This window comes from Actinomadura oligospora ATCC 43269 (assembly GCF_000518265.1).
Lineage (GTDB): Bacteria > Actinomycetota > Actinomycetes > Streptosporangiales > Streptosporangiaceae > Spirillospora > Spirillospora oligospora.
Map to the genome: position 1 here is coordinate 525,153 of NZ_KI912411.1, position 19,495 is coordinate 544,647.

General features: G+C 74.3%; 18 protein-coding genes. 3 read left to right on the plus strand and 15 right to left on the minus strand.

Annotated elements, in window-relative coordinates:
- Positions 1-20: 20 nt before the first annotated feature.
- The 3 genes from P696_RS0139335 to P696_RS0139345 all read right to left on the minus strand — a co-directional run bounded on the left by P696_RS0139335 (position 21) and on the right by P696_RS0139345 (position 2,518).
- Complete coding sequence (locus P696_RS0139335; protein ID WP_026416617.1) at positions 21-893, minus strand: alpha/beta fold hydrolase; 873 nt, start codon at positions 891-893, stop codon at positions 21-23.
- Between the two features lie 203 nt (positions 894-1,096).
- Positions 1,097-1,600, minus strand: coding sequence for an anthrone oxygenase family protein (locus tag P696_RS0139340; protein ID WP_026416618.1), 504 nt, complete (start codon positions 1,598-1,600; stop codon positions 1,097-1,099).
- Positions 1,601-1,681: 81 nt separating this feature from the next.
- Positions 1,682-2,518: an NAD(P)H-binding protein gene (locus tag P696_RS0139345; RefSeq protein ID WP_026416619.1), complete on the minus strand. Its 837-nt coding sequence runs from the start codon at positions 2,516-2,518 to the stop codon at positions 1,682-1,684.
- Positions 2,519-2,599: 81 nt separating this feature from the next.
- Between P696_RS0139345 and P696_RS0139350 the strand changes: the two genes are divergently transcribed.
- On the plus strand, positions 2,600-3,565 hold the full coding sequence (locus P696_RS0139350; protein ID WP_026416620.1) for an AraC family transcriptional regulator: 966 nt from the start codon (positions 2,600-2,602) through the stop codon (positions 3,563-3,565).
- A gap of 138 nt (positions 3,566-3,703) precedes the next feature.
- On the plus strand, positions 3,704-3,946 hold the full coding sequence (locus tag P696_RS0139355; RefSeq protein ID WP_026416621.1) for an EF-hand domain-containing protein: 243 nt from the start codon (positions 3,704-3,706) through the stop codon (positions 3,944-3,946).
- Between the two features lie 90 nt (positions 3,947-4,036).
- Here the strand turns inward: P696_RS0139355 and pgi are convergent, their stop codons facing one another.
- Together pgi and P696_RS51185 are read right to left on the minus strand one after the other, a co-directional pair.
- On the minus strand, positions 4,037-5,686 hold the full coding sequence (pgi, locus tag P696_RS0139360; RefSeq protein ID WP_026416622.1) for a glucose-6-phosphate isomerase: 1,650 nt from the start codon (positions 5,684-5,686) through the stop codon (positions 4,037-4,039).
- Between the two features lie 6 nt (positions 5,687-5,692).
- A complete protein-coding gene (locus tag P696_RS51185; protein ID WP_211245976.1) occupies positions 5,693-7,153 on the minus strand; it encodes an APC family permease in 1,461 nt (486 codons plus the stop codon).
- 72 nt (positions 7,154-7,225) lie between these two features.
- Between P696_RS51185 and P696_RS0139370 the strand changes: the two genes are divergently transcribed.
- Complete coding sequence (locus P696_RS0139370) at positions 7,226-8,236, plus strand: GlxA family transcriptional regulator (protein ID WP_026416623.1); 1,011 nt, start codon at positions 7,226-7,228, stop codon at positions 8,234-8,236.
- Between the two features lie 61 nt (positions 8,237-8,297).
- Here the strand turns inward: P696_RS0139370 and P696_RS53450 are convergent, their stop codons facing one another.
- The 10 genes from P696_RS53450 to P696_RS0139420 all read right to left on the minus strand — a co-directional run bounded on the left by P696_RS53450 (position 8,298) and on the right by P696_RS0139420 (position 19,478).
- Complete coding sequence (locus tag P696_RS53450; RefSeq protein WP_051468860.1) at positions 8,298-9,830, minus strand: serine/threonine-protein kinase; 1,533 nt, start codon at positions 9,828-9,830, stop codon at positions 8,298-8,300.
- 167 nt (positions 9,831-9,997) lie between these two features.
- The gene (locus P696_RS0139380) at positions 9,998-11,428 is read right to left on the minus strand and encodes an aldehyde dehydrogenase (NADP(+)) (protein WP_034489126.1); all 1,431 of its coding nucleotides are present in this window, start codon (positions 11,426-11,428) and stop codon (positions 9,998-10,000) included.
- On the minus strand, positions 11,425-12,909 hold the full coding sequence (locus P696_RS51195) for an amino acid permease (RefSeq protein WP_245627980.1): 1,485 nt from the start codon (positions 12,907-12,909) through the stop codon (positions 11,425-11,427). Before P696_RS51195 ends, P696_RS0139380 begins: the two co-directional genes overlap by 4 nt.
- 142 nt (positions 12,910-13,051) lie before the next feature.
- A complete protein-coding gene (locus P696_RS0139390; RefSeq protein ID WP_026416625.1) occupies positions 13,052-14,053 on the minus strand; it encodes a proline racemase family protein in 1,002 nt (333 codons plus the stop codon).
- The gene (locus P696_RS0139395; protein ID WP_026416626.1) at positions 14,053-14,985 is read right to left on the minus strand and encodes a dihydrodipicolinate synthase family protein; all 933 of its coding nucleotides are present in this window, start codon (positions 14,983-14,985) and stop codon (positions 14,053-14,055) included. The genes P696_RS0139390 and P696_RS0139395 overlap by 1 nt, the downstream gene beginning before the upstream one ends.
- Positions 14,982-16,433 carry an FAD/NAD(P)-dependent oxidoreductase gene (locus tag P696_RS0139400; RefSeq protein ID WP_026416627.1) on the minus strand — a complete coding sequence of 484 codons (1,452 nt, stop codon included), beginning with the start codon at positions 16,431-16,433 and terminating at the stop codon, positions 14,982-14,984. Before P696_RS0139400 ends, P696_RS0139395 begins: the two co-directional genes overlap by 4 nt.
- Positions 16,430-16,744 carry a (2Fe-2S)-binding protein gene (locus tag P696_RS0139405; protein WP_026416628.1) on the minus strand — a complete coding sequence of 105 codons (315 nt, stop codon included), beginning with the start codon at positions 16,742-16,744 and terminating at the stop codon, positions 16,430-16,432. The genes P696_RS0139400 and P696_RS0139405 overlap by 4 nt, the downstream gene beginning before the upstream one ends.
- Positions 16,741-17,907: an NAD(P)/FAD-dependent oxidoreductase gene (locus P696_RS0139410; protein ID WP_034489128.1), complete on the minus strand. Its 1,167-nt coding sequence runs from the start codon at positions 17,905-17,907 to the stop codon at positions 16,741-16,743. The genes P696_RS0139405 and P696_RS0139410 overlap by 4 nt, the downstream gene beginning before the upstream one ends.
- 89 nt (positions 17,908-17,996) lie before the next feature.
- The gene (locus P696_RS51200) at positions 17,997-18,599 is read right to left on the minus strand and encodes a helix-turn-helix domain-containing protein (RefSeq protein WP_211245977.1); all 603 of its coding nucleotides are present in this window, start codon (positions 18,597-18,599) and stop codon (positions 17,997-17,999) included.
- 171 nt (positions 18,600-18,770) lie between these two features.
- Positions 18,771-19,478, minus strand: coding sequence for an SDR family NAD(P)-dependent oxidoreductase (locus P696_RS0139420; RefSeq protein ID WP_026416630.1), 708 nt, complete (start codon positions 19,476-19,478; stop codon positions 18,771-18,773).
- Positions 19,479-19,495: the final 17 nt, after the last annotated feature.

Here is a 19,495-nt window from a genome sequence, read left to right on the forward strand (position 1 = left end):
ACGCTATCGACGGCCGCCGATCACCTCGCCAGCAGGGCGCGCAGGGCCCCGGCCACCTCGGCGGGCGCTTCCTCGGCCATGAAGTGCCCGCAGGTGACGGTCCGGTGCTCCAGGTCGTCCGCCCACGCGCGCCACAACGCGGCGGCGTCGAAGCCGAGCGCCGTGCCCCAGTCCTGCTGCAGGACGGTCACGGGCATGGCCAGCCGCCGTCCCGCGTCGCGGTCGGCCCGGTCGTGCTCGACGTCCACGCCCGCCGTGGCCCGGTAGTCGGCCACGATGGACGGCACGGCCTCCCGGCTCGCCTTCAGGTACACGGCGCGGACGTCGGCGGGGATGGCCTCCGGGTCGTTCGCCCAGAGGTCCAGGAAGTGGCCGAAGAACGCGTCCGCGCTGGCGGAGATCATCCGCTCGGGCAGGCCGGGCGGCTGCGCCATCAGGTACAGGTGGAAGCCGACCGCCCCGCCGACGCCGCGCAGGACGTCCCACGAGTCCAGCGTCGGCAGGATGTCCAGGGACGCCAGGTGCGTGACGGCGTCCGGGTGGTCGAGCCCGGCGCGCATCGCGACGTGCGCGCCCCGGTCGTGCCCTGCCAGCGCGAACCGCTCATGGCCCAGCTCGCGGGCGAGCGCGACGATGTCGGCGGCCATCGTCCGCTTGGAGTAGGCCGTGCCGTCCGGATCGGCGGGCTTGTCACTGTCGCCGTATCCGCGCAGGTCAGGGCAGATGACGGTGTGGTCGGCGGCCAGGTCGGCGGCCACGTGCCGCCACATCAGGTGGGTCTGCGGGAAGCCGTGCAGCAGCACGACCGGGCTCCCGGACCCGCCGACGGCCGCGTTCAGCGCCACCTCGCCGTCCACCTGGACGCGCCGGTACGCGAATCCCTCGATCTTCATGACGTCCCCGTTCCTCTCGGTTCTCACGGACGTCACCCACTCTCGCCGCCTCCGATCAGCCGCCGATCAGTCCCCGATCAGCGCGGGCCTGAGCCGCCCTCCCCGGCGGTCCCTCAAGGCCGGAACGGCCTCGCGCCCTCCGAGATCCCTGGGGGTCTCGGAGGGCGCGATCAGGTGGGGTCCCGGTGCCCGGAGCGGGCTCGTCAGTTGGTCTTGCCCCAGACGTAGGCGCCGGCGCCCATCAGGAGGAGGCTGATGCCGCAGAAGACGGCGCGGATGGTGTTCCAGGTCGTCCAGCGGCCGGAGTAGTCGCTCCACACCTTGGCGGCCTCGGTCAGGTCGCTCGGGACCTTCACGTTCGCGAGGTCGTTGTTCATCGGGACGTTGATGGCGGCCGTCGGGACGAAAGCGCCCACGAAGTAGACCGCGGCGGCGGCGAAGAACAGCCAGGCGGCGGGCTTCTCGCCCATCGTCCAGAGCAGCACCCCGGCAGCGATCGCCACGACCGGGGCGAGCATGAACGAGGCCAGGAACGCGGGGTTCTGGATCTTCTGGTTGATGGCGTTCATCGCGGCGATCGCCGACGACGCCTTGGTCGCGTTCAGTCCGGGCATGACCCCGACCGAGAACCCGAAGAACGTCCCCGCCATCGCGGCGGTCATCAGGATCGAGAGGGCCGCGGACGCGGTGGCGAACTGGAAGCGCATGGTGGGAGGTCCTTTCGGGTTCTTTCGGTGTGGGGTGTGCGTGGGGTGTTCGGTCGTGCGGTCAGGCGGTCGGTCGGGGCGTCAGGCGGCCCAGGCGCCGGTGGCGGCGGCCTCGCGGACGAAGTCGCGGAAGTCGCGCGGCTCGCGGCCGAGGGCGCGCCGGACGCCGTCCGCCGGGCTCGCGTTGCGGCCGTCGAAGAGCGTGGTGAACAGGTAGTTCATGAGGCCGGCCACCTCGTCCGGGACGCCCGCGCCGGTGAGCTCGGCGGCGAAGTCCTCCGGGGTGAGGGTGCTGAAGCCGACCTCGCGGCCGGTCAGCTCGGAGATCTCGCCCATCGCCTCGGCGAAGGTCAGCGCGCGCGGGCCGGTGAGCTCGTAGACCTCGCCGGTGTGCCCGTCCTCGGTGAGGGCGGCGACGGCGACGTCGGCGATGTCGTCGGCGTCGACGAACGGCTCGGGCACCTCGCCGACGGGCAGCGCCAGGTGGCCGGCGCGGATGTACTCGGAGAACTCGGTCTCGTCGAAGTTCTGGAAGAACCAGGCCGCGCGGACGACCGTCCAGTCGACGCCGGAGGCGCGGACGATGTCCTCGCACTCCTCGGCCTCCTTCTCGCCGCGCCCGGAGAGCAGCACGATCCGCCGGACGCCCGCGCCCGCCGCGGCCTCGCAGAAGGCGCCGACGGCCTCGGGCGCGCCGGGGACGGCCAGGTCGGGGGCGTAGGCGAGGTAGACCGCGCGGACGCCGTCGAGGGCGGCGGTCCAGGTGGTCTCGTCGGTCCAGTCGAAGGGGACCTCGGCGGAGCGGGAGCCGACGCGGACGGGGACGCCGCGTCCGGTGAGCCGCTCGGCGACGCGCCGGCCGGTCTTGCCGGTGCCGTTCAGGACCAGGGTCAGTGCGTGGTGCGTGGTGTTCGTCATGTCCTCTAGTCAACCGGTGAGGATGATCACCGAACATCGTTGAGGCTCCCGGCCGCATAAGCAAGCGTCTAGGGTGCCGGCATGGACACCCTGGCCGATCTTCTCGACGGTCCCCGGGCGCGGGGCGCGTTCCTGTTGCGCATGGTGATGGAGCCGCCCTGGTCGGTGAGGGTCGAGGACGGCGCGCCGCTGTGCCTGATGATCGTGCGGTCGGGCGAGGCGTGGGTGACGCCGGAGGACGGCGAGCCGGTGCGCTGCGTCCCTGGCGACGTGGCGGTCATGCGCGGCCCGGACCCCTACGTCGTGTCGGACGCGCCCGGCTCCCCGCCGCAGTGGATCATCCATGACGAGGAACGGTGCACGGCGCTGTTCGGCGCTCCCCCGGCCGACTCGATGACGTTCGGCGTCCGGATGTGGGGGAACCGGCCGGACGGCCCGACGACGCTGCTCGTCGGGACCTACCTGGCGCAGGGCGCGGTCGAGCGCAGGCTGCTGGCCGCGCTGCCGGGGCTGGCCGTCCTGCCGTCCTGGGAGTCGCCGCTCGCCGCGCTGCTCGGCGACGAGATCGTCCGGGACGCGCCGGGCCAGCCCGTCGTGCTCGACCGGCTGCTCGACCTGATCCTCATCGCGGTGCTGCGGTCCTGGTTCTCCCGTCCGGGCGCGCGGACGCCCGGCTGGTTCGCGGCGCACGGCGACCCGGTGGTCGGTCCGGCGCTGCGGCTGCTGCACGACGAGCCCGCGCGGCCGTGGACGGTCGCGGACCTCGCCGCCGAGGTCGGGGCGTCCCGGGCGGCGCTCGCCAAGCGGTTCGGCGACCTGGTCGGCGAGCCGCCGATGTCGTACCTGACCGGGCTGCGCCTCGCGCACGCCGCCGACCTGCTGCGCGGCGGCGACCAGACGCTGGAGGCGATCGCGCGGAAGGTCGGCTACGGCAGCGCGTTCGCGCTCAGTTCGGCGTTCAAGCGGGAACGCGGCGTCAGCCCGCAGGAGTTCCGCGGCGGCGCGTACCCGGAGGCGCGCGTGGACGCTCCTGCGGACGGACTTTGAGACGCCCCCACCGGCGCGCGTCCGGACGGAGCGTGAACGTCCGGGAACGTCTTGATCGAGAAATGCGTTATCCCGAGGAGAACCGTGTCCCGCTGTGACATGATGCGGGATTCCGTTCGACCGATCACGAGGAGTGAGATGACGACCAAGCCGGCCGAGGACGAACTGGTCACCGTGTTCACGCGGGCCGACCTCGGCGGTGACGGGAGGCTCGACCTGATGGAGTTCGGCCTGGTCCTCGACAGCATCGGGCTGTCGTGGAACAAGGCCGCGACCCAGGACAGGTTCGAGAGAGCCGACACCGACCATGACGGCTTCATCTCCCTCGCGGAGCTGCGCGTGCTGCTGTCGGCCCAGGTCTGGGACGACGCGGCCGTCTGACGCTCCGCCACCGCCGGAACAACGAACGGGCCGTCCCCCCTCGGAGGGGGACGGCCCGAAGTGTTCCCAGCGCTGCTCAGGCGGTGCGGCTCAGACGGCGCGGCCTCGCAGTTCGCGGTAGCGGCGGACGAGCGCGGCGGTCGAGGCGTCCGGGGTGTCGCCGGACGGCCGCTCGGCGGTGAGCGCCGGGGTGAGCTGGTTGGCCATGACCTTGCCCAGCTCGACGCCCCACTGGTCGAACGAGTCGATGCCCCAGACCGTCCCCTCGACGAACACGATGTGCTCGTACAGGGCGATGAGCTGGCCCAGCGTGGACGGCGTCAGCTTCGGCACGAGGAGGGTGTTGGTCGGCCGGTTGCCCGGCATGACCTTGTGCGGGACGACGTCCGCGGGCGTGCCCTCGGCGGCGATCTCCTCGGCGGTCTTGCCGAACGCCAGCGCGGAGGTCTGCGCGAGCAGGTTCGCGACCAGCAGGTCGTGCATGCCGGGGGCGTCGTCGCCGGCGCGCGCGTCCTGGAACGGCTCGGCGAAGCCGATGAAGTCGGCCGGGACGAGCCGGGTGCCCTGGTGGAGCAGCTGGTAGAAGGCGTGCTGGCCGTTGGTGCCCGGCTCGCCCCAGAAGATCTCACCGGTCTGGGCGACGACGGGCGCGCCGTCCGCCCGCACCGACTTGCCGTTCGACTCCATCGTGAGTTGCTGGAGGTAGGCCGGGAAACGGGCGAGCCGCTGGCTGTACGGCAGGACGGCGCGGGTCTGCGCGCCGAAGAAGTCGGTGTACCAGATGCCGAGCAGCGCCATGAGCACCGGCATGTTCTTCTCGAACGGCGCGGTGCGGAAGTGCTCGTCGACCGCGTGGAAGCCGTCGAGCATCTCCCGGAACCGGGCCGGGCCGACCACGACCATCAGGGACAGGCCGATGGCCGAGTCCATGGAGTAGCGTCCGCCGACCCAGTCCCAGAAGCCGAACATGTTGTCGGTGTCGATGCCGAACTCGGCGACCCGCTCGGCGTTGGTGGACACGGCGACGAAGTGCTTCGACACCGCCTTCTCGTCACCGAGCCGCTCGACCAGCCAGCTCCGCGCGACGCGCGCGTTGGTCAGCGTCTCCAATGTGCCGAACGTCTTGGACGCGACGACGAACAGGGTCGTCTCCGGGTCGAGCCCCGCGAGCGTGCCGGTGATGTCGGCCGGGTCGACGTTCGACACGAACCGCGCGTCGATCCCGGCGTCGGCGTAGTCGCGCAGGGCCTCGTACGCCATGGCCGGGCCGAGGTCGGAGCCGCCGATGCCGATGTTCACCACGGTCGTGATCCGCCTGCCGGTGAAACCCGTCCACTCCCCGGACCGGACGCGGTCGGAGAACTCGCCCATCCGCTCCAGGACGGCGTGCACCTCGGCGACGACGTCCTGGCCGTCCACGGTCAGCTCGGCGTTCGCCGGGAGCCGCAGCGCGGTGTGCAGGACGGCCCGGTCCTCGCTCACGTTGATGTGCGCGCCGGAGAACATCGCGTCGATCCGGTCGCGCAGGCCCGACCTCTCCGCCAGCGCGACCAGCCGGCGGATGGTCTCGTCGGTGGCGCGGTGCTTGGAGAAGTCCAGGTACAGGTCCCCCGCCGTCACCGTCATCCGCTCGGCGCGCGCCGGGTCGTCCGCGAAGAGCTGCCGCAGGGTGCGGGTCGCGAGCTCCCCCTGGTGCTCCGACAGCGCCGCCCATTCGGATGTCTCGGTGATATCAGCCATAACCCCTCATCTCCTCAGCCTGCCCGGCGGCGCCGGCCGTGCCCCCGTCCGGACGCCCCGAACTCTCCCTGCGATCATAGGGAACCGGTGCGTCACCCGAGTAAAGCCGCTGCCGGTCCCGTGTGTTCCCGGTTCCCGGCGCGAACCGGGACGACGGCGGCGGCGCAGGTAGAGCAGGGCCGCGCCGGTCACCACCAGCGGCCAGAGCAGGTAGCGGCCGGACATCAGCAGCAGGGCGGCGACGGCGGCGAGCGCGACGGCCGCCGCGTACCAGCCGAGGCTCCGCCGGGGCAGCAGGCGCAGGGCCGCGGCGACCCCGATCGCGTACACGGCGACGAACGAGCCGGTCGTGAGCAGGACGAGCGGACGCGGCCCGAGGCCGGTCGCCCCGACGACCGCCAGCGCGCCGAACGACAGCGCCGAGTTCGCGGCGAGGCTGCGCCGCGGGACCTCCCCGGCGACGCTGCCCCGGCCGAGCCACGCGGGCAGCCCGCCGTCCCGGCCGAGCGCCGACCCGAGCTTGGCGGCCCCGGCGTAGTAGGCGTTCATCGCCCCGAGGGTGAGCAGCAGCGCGGCGCCCGCGGCGAGCCAGCGGGCCCCGCCGCCGAGGCCGCGCGCCATCAGGTCGCCGAGCGGGGCGGCCGAGTCCGCCGCGCGCGGGCCGAGCACGGTGATGATCGCGAACGCGAGCAGCAGGTAGAGCACGCCGACGACGGCCACCGCCGCGCCCGTCGCGCGTGGCAGGTCGCGCTCCGGACGGCGGAACTCGGCGGCCAGGTGCGTGATGGCCTCCCAGCCCGCGAAGCTCCACACCAGCAGCGCCGCCGCCGGTCCGATCGCCGTCCAGCCGTGCGGCGCGAACGGCGTGAGGTTGCCGGTTCGGGCGTGCGGCAGGGAGAGCGCGACCGAGACGAGCAGCAGCGTGACCAGCAGCCCGGCGAGCGCGAACTGCAGCCGTCCGGACGCCTGGAGGCCGACCGCGTTCGCGCCGGTCACGACGGCCATGAGCAGCGAGGCGGTGATGAGGACGGTCGTCCGGCCGCCGCCCGCGGCCTCGGCGACGTACGAGCCGCCGAAGAGGGCCGCGGCGGCGGCGCCCGGCGGGACGGCGAAGTAGAAGCACCAGCCGACCACGGTCGCGGCGCGCGGACCGAACGCCAGTCGCGCGTAGGTGGAGACGCCGCCCGCGTCGGGGTGGCGCGCGCCGAGCGCGGCGAACGTCCCGGCCAGCGGCACCGACATCACCACCAGCAGCGCCCAGGCGAGCAGCGACGCGGGCCCCGCCGCGCGGGCGGCGAGCGCGGGCAACGCGATCACGCCCGTCCCGAGGACCGCCCCCACGTACATCGCGGTCCCCTGGCCGAGGGTGAGCCGCCCGCCGGACTCCCCGCCCGCGCCCGTGCTCGCGCCCGTGCCGGTTTCCGCGTCCACGCCCGGAGGGGAGGCGTTCAGTTCGGTGTCTTCCACAAGACCCCAGGGTCGGGCGGAGGGCCCGTGGCCACCAGGAACAGAAGCGCCGTCCTGCGTAGAATTCCCGCCATGTCGGAACACATCGTCGGGCTGGCCGTGACGGCGGGGACGCCGGTGTTCGAGCTGGCCATCCCCTGCGAGGTCTTCGGGGTCGACCGCAGCGACCTGGTCGACCCCTGGTACGAGCTGCGGACCTACGCCGCCGAGCCGGGTCCGCTGCCGTCCACCGGCGGGCTCAGCCTGTACGCCGGGCACCACCTGGACGATCTGGCGGAGGCGGACACGGTCGTGGTCGCGGCGCTGTCCCGGCGGGCGCAGCTCGCCCCGCCGCCCGACCTGGTCGCGGCCGTCCGGGAGGCGCACCGGCGCGGACGCCGGATCGTCGCGCTCTGCACGGGCACCTACATCCTGGCCGCCGCGGGCCTGCTGGACGGACGCCGCGCCACGACGCACTGGATGAACGCCGGTGACTTCGCGCACCGCTTCCCGGCCGTCGAGCTCGACTCCGGGCCGCTCTACATCGACCACGGCGACGTGATCACCACGGCGGGCTCGGGCGCGGCGATCGACGTGTGCCTGCACCTGCTGCGGCAGGACCACGGCGCGGCCGTCGCGGCCGAGGTGGCGCGGCGGATGGTCGTCCCGCCGCACCGGGAGGGCGTCCAGCCGCAGATCACGCGTCCGGCCGTGGGCGGCGACCGGGACGGCGACCTCGCGCCCGCGCTGCACTGGGCCGCCGAGCGCCTGGACCGGCCGCTGACCGTCGCGCAGCTCGCCCGGGTCGCGCACATGAGCGAGCGCACCCTCATGCGCCGGTTCCGCGACGCGCTCGGCGTCTCACCGCTGCAGTGGCTGCTCCAGCAGCGCGTCCGGCTCGCGCAGGAGCTGCTCGAGACGACGGACCTGCCGGTCGAGGAGGTCGCCCGCGAGACCGGGTTCGGCAACGCGGCCAACCTGCGCTACCACTTCGTCCGGGTGGCCGGGATGTCCCCGCAGTCGTACCGGCACGTGTTCCGCTACCGTCCGGCCGCCGCGGCAGAGGCGGAGCAGGCTCCGAGCGCGCTCGTCCCCCAGGGCTGACCTGCGCCGTCCAGCCCGCGGCGTCCGGCCCGCGCCGGTCGGGCCGTGTCATTGGCGGGAATCATCGGAGGACGGTGAACCAGGCCGTCGCGGCCGTCCCGCCACGGTGCACGGCGACCGCGGTGACGCGGTGCGCGCCGGGCGGCAGCGCGCCGGTGACGAACTCGTGGTCCTGGTTGACGGCGTAGTTGAAGGTGCCGCGCCGGTCGGCGACGCAGGCGCGCGGCGCGCGGCGCGTGCCGTCCAGGGTGAGCCGCACCGCCTCACCCGGACGCCAGCCCGAGCCGTGCACGACGAACGTGGTCGAGCCGTCCCCGTGCGGCTGGTTCACCACGAGCCTCGGAGTCGTCCCCGGACGGTCCCTCTCGCCGCCCACCGGCGGGGGCGGGTCGCCCTCGCCCTGCTGCGCGAGCACCGGCGCGCGGTTCGGCGGCGGGGGCTTCGGACGGTCGCCGCCGGGGGTGAGGTACCGGCCGAACAGCGCGCCGACGCCGATCAGGACGGCCGCGAGGGCGGCGGCGGTGAGCGGTGTCGCGAGCCTGCCCGCCCGCCTGCGGTTCTCCTCCGTGCGCGGCGTGTCCGAGGCGAACGCGACGTCACGCGACACCGGTTCGGCGGCGGCCGGGGCGGGTTCCGCGTCACCGCGACCGTCCGCGAAGCGGGACAGCGGCGTCAGCCTGACCGTCGGACCCGCGCGATGCGCGTCCACGACGGCGAGCGCGGCCTCGGGCAGGTAGCCGCGCGCCGGGTCGGGGCCGATGTCGGAGCGCAGGTCGGGCGCGACCATCGCGATGATCTCGGCGGGGGTGGGGCGGGCGCGCGGCGCGCGGGCCAGGCAGCCGCCGACGAGTTCGGCGAGCCCGGGCGGCAGCCCGGACACGTCCGGGTCCTCGCCGATCAGCTGCGCCACCAGCTCCAGGACGGTCCGCCCGGGGTAGGGGCCGTGGCCGGTCGCGGCGAACAGCAGCGTCGCGCCGAGCGAGTACACGTCGCTGGCGGCGGTGACCTCGCGGGTGCCGCGCGCCTGCTCGGGGGCCATGAACGCGGGCGTGCCGACGGTGGCGCGGCTGAGCGTCATCCCGGCGCCCTCGGCGGCGCGGGCGAGCCCGAAGTCGATGACGCGCGGGCCGTCGGTGGCCACCAGCACGTTGGACGGCTTCAGGTCGCGGTGGACCAGGCCCGCGGCGTGGATCGACTCCAGCGCCTCGGCGCACCCGGCGGCGAGCCAGCGCACGGCGTCCACCGGCAGCGGCCCGGCCGTCCGGACGAGCCGCTCCAGCGACGGCGCGGGGACGTAGGCGGTGGCGAGCCACGGGACCGGCGCGTCCGCGTCGGCGGCGATCACCGGCGCGGTGTAGACGCCGCTCACCCGGCGGACCGCGCCGACCTCGCGCGCGAACCGCTCCCGGAAGTCGGCGTCGTCCGCGAGCCCGGCGTGCACGGTCTTCACCGCGACCAGCCGTCCCGCCGCCGACCGGCCGAGGTACACCCGGCCCATCGAGCCCGCGCCGAGGCGGGCGAGCAGGGGGTAGGGGCCGACCGTGCCCGGATCCCCCGCGCCCAGGGGGTCGAGCGGACCGGTGCTCACGTCCATCACGCCTCCCGGCAGCACCTCGGCCCCATGGTGCGCACGGGGAGGTCACGGGCCGGTACCGGCGCTTCGGCGCGGCCGACTGCGGCCACCGCCGAACCGCCGGGCCCCCGGAGACGTGCGACGGCGGCCGTCCCGGGAGGTCCGGGACGGCCGCCGTCGCGACGGGGTCAGGAGATGCTCTGCGGGACGTTCCAGGGGTTGTCGTCGCGCAGCGGCGGGGGCAGCAGGTCCTGCGGGCAGTTCTGGTAGGCGACCGGGCGCAGGAAACGCTCGATCGCCGCCGTCCCGACCGAGGTCGTCGCCGGGCCGACCGTCGCCGGGAACGGGCCGCCGTGCTGCATCGCGGACGTGACCGACACCCCGGTCGGCCACTGGTTCCACAGCAGGCGTCCGGCCCGGTCGGCGAGGGCCCCGGCGAGAACGCCGAGTTCCGCGGCCTCCTCGCCCTCGGCGTGCAGGGAGGCGGTGAGCTGGCCGGGAAGCGCGGCGAGCGCGTCCGCGACGTCCTCGATCCGCTCGTAGAGCACGGCCAGCCCGAGCGGCCCGAAGCACTCCTCGGACGCGGCGTCGAGGTCGGCGGTGAAGGCCGCCAGGTCCATGGCGAGCAGGCGCGGCGCGGTCGGGTCGTCCGGCCACACCAGGGTCCGCGCGCCCGGACGGCCCGCCAGGGCGCGCGAGGCGCCCTCGAAGCCGCCCGCGATCCGGTCGTTCAGCATCGGCGCGGCGGACGCGCCGCCCATCCGGCGGGCGATGGTGTCGAGCAGGTCGCCGTCCGCGGGGAGGAACACCAGGCCGGGGTTGGTGCAGAACTGGCCCGCGCCCTGGGTGACCGACCCGGTGTAGCCGTCCGCGATCTCGTCCGTGCGCGCCTTGGCGGCGGCGGGCGTGACGACGACGGGGTTGACGCTGCCGAGCTCGCCGTAGAACGGGACCGGCACCGGACGCTCGGCGGCGATGCGGGCGAGCGCGAGCCCGCCGCGCTGCGACCCGGTGAACGCGGCGGCGGTGATCTTCGGGTGCCGGAGCGCCGCGACGCCCGCGTCCTCGCCCTCGATCAGCGCGAACGCGCCGTCCGGGGCGCCCGCGTCGTGCAGCGCCGCCGTGATGATCTCGGCGGTGCGCCGGGACAGCCGGGGGTGCCCGGGGTGCGCCTTCACCACGACGGGGCAGCCCGCCGCCCACGCCGAGGCGGTGTCGCCGCCCGCGACGCTGAACGCGAACGGGAAGTTGCTCGCCGCGAACACCAGGACCGGGCCGAGCGCGGCCCGGTAGCGGCGCAGGTCCGGGCGGGGGCCGCTGGGCCACTGCGGGTCGGGGCGGTCGATCCGGACGTCCAGGTAGCGGCCGTCGTCCACCTGCTCGGCGAACAGCTTCAGCTGGAAGGTGGTGCGGGTCAGCTCGCCGTTCAGCCGCGCCGGGCCGAGGTGCGCCTCGGCGTCGGCGAGCTCCACGAGCTCGGCGCGGTGCGCCTCGAGCGCGTTCGCGACCGCGACCAGGGCCGAGGACCGGCTGCGGGGCGCGGCGGCCCACTCCGGCGCGGCCTCGGCCGCCGCCGTGACCACGGTGTCGACCACGGAGTCGACAGCGGTGTCGCTCACGGGTTTCTCCCTTCGGGGTTGGAGTCCGGGACGGCGTCCCCGGCGGAGCGGTTCTCCGCCGAGTGCCGGTACCCGTAGAAGGCGTACACGACCAGGCCGATGAGCATCCACACGGCGAACCGGACCCAGGTGACCCAGTCGAGGTTGGCGATCAGCCAGATCGCGAAGGCGATGCCGATCAGCGGGACGAGCGGCACCAGCGGCGTCCGGAACGAGCGCGGCAGGTCCGGGCGCGTCCGGCGCAGCACCACGATCGCCACCGACACGACGATGAACGCCATCAGGATGCCGATGTTGGTGAGGTCGGCGGCCTCGCGGATCGGCAGCACCCCGGCGATGACCGCCGACCCGGCGCCGACCAGCCAGATCACCCGGGTCGGGACGGCGCGGGTGGCGTGGTTGCGGGCGAACCAGGCGGGCAGCAGGCCGTCCCGGCTCATCGAGAACCAGACGCGGGTGACCGCCAGCATGTTCGCCAGCGCGGACGTGGTGATGCCGACGACCGCGCCGACCGCGACGACGGTGCCGAGCCAGGCGAACCCGACCGAGGCGAGCGCGCTGGAGAACGGGCTCTTGGTGTCGATCTCGGTGTACTTCACCATGCCGAGCAGCACCAGGCAGACCGCGATGTAGATGACGGCGGCGATGACCAGCGAGATCACGATCGCGCGCGGCAGCACCTTCTTGGCCTCGGCGCTCTCCTCGGCGGCGGCGCTCATCGCGTCGTAACCGTACACGGCGAAGAACGTGGTGGCCGCGCCGGAGACCGCGCCGCCGATGCCGAACGGCAGGAACGGCGTGTAGTTGCCGCCCGAGATGTGGAACGCGCCGACGACGATGACCAGCGCGACGATGCCGAGCTTCACCACGACCAGGATCGTCTCGAAGCGGGCCGACTCCTTGGTGCCGCGCGACAGGACGAACGCCAGCAGCAGGCACAGCAGCGCGGCGAACAGGTCGACCTTGTGCCCGGATCCGGTGCCGGGCGCGCCGAGCATCCAGTCCGGCAGGTCCAGGCCCATCTGCCCGAACAGGTAGGAGAGGTAGCCGGAGATCGCGATGGCGACGACCGCGACGATCGCGGTGTACTCCAGCAGCAGGTCCCAGCCGATCGCCCAGCCGACCAGCTCGCCGAGCGCCGCGTAGGAGTAGGTGTAGGCCGAGCCGGCCTTCGGGATCATCCCGGCGAACTCGGCGTAGCAGAGCGCGGCGGCGGCGCTGGCGACGATCGCGATGAGGAACGAGATCATCACGCCGGGCCCGGCGTCCTCGTGCGCGACGACGCCCGCGAGCGAGAAGACCCCGGCGCCGACCAGGCCGCCGAGGCTGAGCGCGACCAGCTGCCACAGGCCCATGGTGCGGCGCAGGCCGCCGGCCTGCTCCTCTTCGGACGTGTCGACCGGCTTCAGCCGGAACATACCGGCCCGCGACATGGGCTTCGGCCGCGGGTCGAGCCCTGTTTCGGGCATGAGTCGAGACATGCGGGGCACCTCCGGGGAGGTCGAGGGGGTGTTCACGGGGTGGGAGGCCCGCCGGACGGCGGCGACGCGCGCCGTCCGGCGGTTCAGGACCTCCGGGAGGGTTCGGGAACCCGTCGGGTCCGGAACCCCGGAGAGGGGCTCGTCAGAGGACGAAGCCCTCGGGGAAGGGGTCGCTCGGGTCGAGCGTGTAGGTGGCGGTCCCGGTGATCCAGGCCCGCCCGGAGAACTCGGGCAGGACGGCGGGCAGCCCGCCGACCTCGGTCGTGCCGGTCACGCGTCCGGTGAAGTGGGTGCCGATGAAGGACTCGTTGACGAAGTCGTTGTCCAGGGCCAGTTCGCCGCGCGCGTGGAGCTGGGCCATGCGCGCGCTGGTCCCGGTGCCGCACGGCGACCGGTCGAACCATCCGGGGTGGATCGCCATCGCGTTCCGGCTGCGCTCGGCGTTCGAGCCGGGCGCGAGGAACTGGACGTGCTTGCAGCCGCCGATCAGCTCGTCCTCGGGGTGGACGGGACGGTTCCGCTCGTTGATGGCGTCCATGAGGGCGAGGCCGGCCTTGATGATGTCGTCCTTGCGCGAGCGCTCGAACGGCAGGCCGACCGACTCCAGGTCGAGGATGGCGTAGAAGTTGCCCCCGTACGCCATGTCGTAGCGGACCGTCCCGTAGCCGGGCACGTCGACCTTCGCGTCCAGTTCGAGCGCGAAGGACGGGACGTTGCGCAGGGTGACCTTCTCGGCGCGGCCGTCCTTCACGGCCACGCGCGCCTCGACCAGCCCGGCCGGGACGTCCAGCCGGACGACGGTCTCCGGCTCGGTGACCTCGACCATGCCGGTCTCGACCAGCACGGTCGCGACGCCGATCGTCCCGTGCCCGCACATGGGCAGGAACCCGCTCGCCTCGACGTAGACCACGCCCCAGTCGGCGTCGTCGCGCAGCGGCGGCTGCAGCAGCGCGCCGCTCATCGCGGCGTGCCCGCGCGGCTCGTTCATCAGGAAGCCGCGCAGCCCGTCCAGGTGCTCCATCGCGTGGCGGCGGCGCTCGGCCGTGGTCGCGCCGGGGATCGGCGCGACGCCTCCGGTGACGACGCGGGTCGGCATCCCCTCGGTGTGGGAGTCGACCGCGGAGATCGCGCGGGCCGCGCGCATCAGGCGGCCTTGCGCTGCTCGAGGGCGGCGATGGCGCGTTCCATGTCGGCGACGACCCCGGCGCGGTGCTCGGGGGTGAGCGGGCCGCGCGGCGGACGGCACGGGCCGCCGTACCGGCCGACCATCTCCATGCCGAGCTTGATGGCCTGGACGAACTCGGTGCGCGAGTCCCAGCGGAACGCGGCGACCAGCGGCTCGTACAGCGCCCGGGCCTCCTCCAGCTTGCCCGCGGTGGCGAGCTCGAACAGCTCGGCGGACTCGGCCGGGAACACGTTCGGGAAGCCCGCGAACCAGCCGGTCGCGCCCATCAGCAGCGCCTCGAGGGTGACGTCGTCGGCGCCCGCGACGACCTCCAGGCCGGGGGCCTTCTCCTTGATCTCCAGGATGCGGCGGACGTCGCCGGAGAACTCCTTGACCGCCACGATCCCGTCGATCTGCGCGATCTCGGCGAGCAGGTCCGGGGTGAGGTCGACCTTGGTGTCGATCGGGTTGTTGTAGGCCATCACCGGCAGCCCGGCGGACGCGACCGCCTCGTAGTGCGCGATGACCTCGCCGCGGTTGGCGCGGTACATGGTCGGCGGCAGGCAGAGGACGCCGTCCGCGCCGTCCTCGGCGGCGAGCTCGGCCCAGTGCCTGGCCTGGTGCGCGCCGGGGCCGTGGACGCCGACGACGACCACGCCGTCCTTGCCGACGGCCTCGATCGCGGTCTTGGCCGCGCGGCGGCGCTCCTCGTCGGTCAGCGACGAGTACTCGCCGAGCGAGCCGTTCGGGCCGACGCCGCGGCAGCCGTTGTCGACCAGCCAGCGGCAGTGCTCGGCGAACCGGTCGTAGTCCACCGAGAGCCCGGCGGGCGCGGCCGGGTCGTCCTTGTACGGCAGGGCGGTAGCGACGATGACGCCGCCGAGGCTCTCGTACTTCTTCTCACCGCTCACGGGTGCTGTTCTCCTTCTTTCTCAGGGGGCCCTGCGGGGGGCGCGGCCAGCTCGCCGAGCCGGATCGGCTGGGCGACCGGACGGCGATGGTGGCTCGCGGACGCCAGGCCGGGCACGGCGCGGTCGGGCGACCGTCCGCACAGGTCGGCGACCGCAGGGCCGCAGATCCTGGCCTGGCAGGGGCCGAGCCCGGCACGGGTGCCGAGCCTCACGGCGCGCGGGGCGCCGGTGGCCGGGTCCTCGGCCGCGGCGCGGAGGGTCCGGTAGTCGGTCTCCTCGCAGCGGCAGATCAGGGTGTCGGGACGCAGCCAGTCCGGCCAGCCGGTCCCGACGGGGTGGGCGGCGGCGAGCCGCGCGGCGAACGCGCGGCCCTGGTCGCGGCGGCGCACGACGGAACGGACGGCCCGGTCGGACGGGTCGCCGCCCGCGGCCGTCCAGCCCGCGAGCAGTCCCTCGGCGCGGGAGGCGGGCGCGCCCGCGATCCCGGTGATCTCACCGGCCGCGTACACGCCGGGGGCCGTCGTGCGCTGCGCCTCGTCCACGTGGACGAAGCCGTCGCGCAGCTCGCATCCGGCGGCGACGGGCAGTTCGAGCTGGGGGCTGAAGGCGTGCGTCACGCACACCGCGTCCACGGCGACGGTGCGCTCGGTGCCGGGGACGGGCGTCCAGTCGGCGGTGAGGCGGGCGGTGACGACCTCCTCGACCCGGCCGTCGCCGCGCGCCTCGACGACGGTGCGCCCGAGGCGGTAAGGGACCCGGTGCCGTGCGAGCAGTCCGGTGTATTCGGCAAGCTCAGCGGCCTTTCCGGTCTGCGACGCGAGCTCCCACGGCCGCGTGGACCAGCCGCGCAGCACGGTCGCGGCGGGGTTGGCCTCCAGCACCTCGCGGACGTCCGATCCGGCTTCGAGCAGGGACGCGGCGACCGGCAGCAGGAACGGCCCGGATCCGGCGACGACGACCTGGTCGCCGACGACGACCCGCTCCCCCTTCGCGAGGGCCTGGGCGGCTCCGGCGGTGAACACGCCGGGCAGCTGCCAGCCCGGGAACGGCAGGACGCGGTCGTGCGCGCCCGTCGCGAGGACGAGGGCGTCGGGCATGAGGACGTGCCGCTCGCGTCCCGTCCCGTCGGCGGGGCCGCGCAGCACGTGGACGCGCGGCGTGCTCGTGCCGTCGTCGGCGCGTTCGAGGGACCAGACCGACGAGTCGGGCCACCACTCGGCGCGCGGGTGGGTCAGGACGTGCTCGCGAAGCCGGTCGAAGTCGTCCCAGCCGTGGTGCAGGCGACCGTTGTTCTCGGCCTCGTACTCGGCCGGGAGCATGCGGTGGTACTGGCCGCCGGGACGGTCCGACGCGTCCAGCAGGGTGACGCGGGCTCCGGCGCGCAGCGCGGCGGCAGCGGCGGCGAGCCCGGCCGGGCCCGCGCCGACGATGACGACGTGCCTGCTCAACGCTCCTCCCCCGCCTCACGTGACTGGGTGGTGACGACGTCGCCGTCGCACACGCGACGGCGGCACGCACGCACGTCGCGTTCGCCGTTGACGGTGACCAGGCAGTCGAAACAGACGCCGATGCCGCAGAACACGCCGCGCGGGGCGCCGGACGGCCCGGACCGCCAGGCGCGGCGTCCGTCCGCGAGCAGCACGCCCGCGACGCTCTGGCCCGCCGCGCCGGTCACCGGGACGCCGTCCACGGTGATCGTCAGCGGGGTCGCGCGGCGGCGGACGGCGTCCGTGCTCGCGGGGACGATGCGGGGGCTCACGCTGCTCCTTCCGAAGCGTCGGCGCCGAGGACGGCGGGCCGGTCGGCCCGGAACGGCTCCGGGTCGAGGGACGGCGCGGACCCGGTGGCCAGCTCGCGCAGCAGGAGCGCGGTGCCCACCGAGAGGCCGATGCCCGCGCCCTCGTGCCCGGTGGCGTGCCAGAGGCCGGGCAGGCGCGGGTCGGGTCCGATGACCGGCAGGTGGTCGGGGACGTAGGGCCGGAACCCGCCGTACGCGCGCATCACCTGCGCGCCCGCGAGGCCCGGGTACAGTCGCAGCGCCTTGCGGGCGATCTCGGCGAGGACGTGCGGGCGGATCCGGTCGTCGAACCCGACGCGGCGGCGGGCCGAGCCGAGCAGGACGGTCCCGGCGCGGGTGGACTCGACGACGGCGGAGGTCTGCAGGTCCTGCGCGCCGCTGCCGACCGCGCCGACGTAGTCGGCGTCGTAGACCTTGTGGAAAACGGTCGGCGGAAGCGGCGTGGTGACCAGCACCTCGCCGCGCCGCGGCCGGACGTCGACCGGCGCGCCGAGCCGGGACGCGGTCTCCCCCGACCAGGGCCCGGCGGCGTTCACGACGAGGTCGGCGGGCAGGACGCCGCCGGAGGTGCGGACGCCGGTGAGGCGGCCTCCCTCGACGCGCGCGCCGAGCAGCTCGCAGCCGGTGCGGAGTTCGGCGCCGTGCCGCAGGGCGTCCGCCAGGAGCGCGGTCGCCGCGCCGGACGGCTGGACCTGCGCGTCGTCCGGGTAGTGGACGGCGGCGGCGACGTCGCGGGTGAGGTGCGGTTCGGCGGCGGCGAGGGTCCGCTCGTCCATCGGCTCGGCGATGACGCCGACCGCGCGCTGGCCCTCGGCGAACCGCGCCAGCTCGCGGGCGCCGTCCTCGGTCGTCGCGACGACGATGCCGCCCTTGGCGTCCCACTCGACGCCCCCGCGGTTCGGCAGGCCGTCCAGGATCTCGGGCCACAGCCGCCGGGACAGCTTCGCCAGCTCGAGCTCCGGGCCCGGCCCCTTGTCGGAGACCAGGATGTTGCCCTCGCCGTGCGCGGTGGTCGCCGCCGCGGGGCCGCCCCGGTCGAGGACGGTCACCGCGAACCCGGACCGTGCCAGCTCCCGCGCGCAGGCGGCGCCGACGATTCCGGCGCCCACGACCACAACGCGCATGCGTTCCCCTCCAGCTCGTTCGTTAAACCGAACGCTTCGGAGGTTATGACGCGCGTTCACGCCCTGTCAACGGTCCCGCGCGACCGAGTTCACGGAGTTTCCACCAGACACGGCGGCCCGGCCTTCGCGGAGTGAAGCCGCTGGTCAGAACGGTACTGGAGGAGGAGCACCGAACGAACGGGCCCGGAGAGGGCGGTGTAGCTGTGCGGGAGGAGGCCGTCGAAGCCGACGTAGTCGCCGGGGCCGAGCTCGACCTCCCGTCCGTCGACCCGAACGCCCAGCCGCCCCGCCTGGACGATGGTGTGCTCGATGCCGACGTGGCCGAGCGAGTCCTGCCGGGAGTCGGCCCTGACCTGCTGGTCGTACACCTCGACGATGGCGTCGCCGGACTCGATGCCGCGCAGCGGGCGCAGGTCGACGCCCGCGCCGGACAGCACCTCCACCTGCGCGGCCCGGACCACGGTGAGCCCGCTCGGCCGGTCACTGTCCAGCAGGTCGGAGATCGGCACCTCAAGGGCCCGCGACAGACTGAACACGGTCTCGATCGTCGGATTGCCCGCGCCCGCCTCCAGCTGCGACAACGTCGCCTTGCCGATCTTGGAGCGGCGGGACAGCTCCGACAGCGACAACCCGCGTTCGGCGCGCGCCCGGCGGAGGTTCTCCGCCAGCATGTCGCGCACTGATTCGCTCACCCGCGTTCCCTTCGTCGTCCGGCGGGGCGGACAGTGCCCTACCGGCGTTCGCTTTACCGAACGAGTATAGGGCGGGGCCGCCCGGACGCCCTCCCGAGCGTCCGAGCGGCCCTCACAACACGGCCTTCGAGCCGTGGCTCACGACCGTGGCTCACACGGCCGTGCGGCCGGTCACCAGGGCAGGGGGCCCTTCGCGTCTGTGTAGGTGCCGGTCGGGCCGTCCGGGCCGATCTGCGCCATCCGGACGATGATCTCCGCTCCCTCCTCGACGGTCTGGTGCCCCGCGTGCTGGTTCAGGTCGGTCGCGGTGTAGCCGGGCTCGACCGCGTTGATCCGCATCTCCGGGAAGGCGGCGGCGTACTTCACGGTGATCATGTTGACCGCCGTCTTGGACGTCGGGTAGGCCACGCCGGGGTAGCCAGCGTGCGGCGTCCCCGGGGTGGTGGTCTTCGCCAGCGACGCGAGGCCGCTGCTGACGTTCACGATGACGGGCGCGTCCGACCGCCTCAGCAGCGGCAGGAACGCGTGCGTCACGCGCACCACGCCGAACACGTTGGTGTCGAAGACCGTCCGGAGGGCGTCGGCGGTCAGCTCCCCGGGGCCGGGGACGCTCCCGTCCGGCTCCCGCCACTCGATGCCCGCGTTGTTGACCAGCACGTCCAGCCCGCCGTCCGCCTCGACCGCCTTGGCGGCGGCCTCCACGGACGCGTCGTCGGTCACGTCCAGCTGGACGAACCGCGCGCCCAGCTCCGCGGCGGCCCGGCGGCCCCGCTCCGGGTCCCGCGCGCCCACGTAGACGGTGTGTCCTGCCTCGACGAGCCGCCGCGCGGTCTCGTGGCCCAGGCCCTTGTTCGCTCCGGTGATCAGTGTCGTCGTCATGCCTCCAGGCTTCCCCC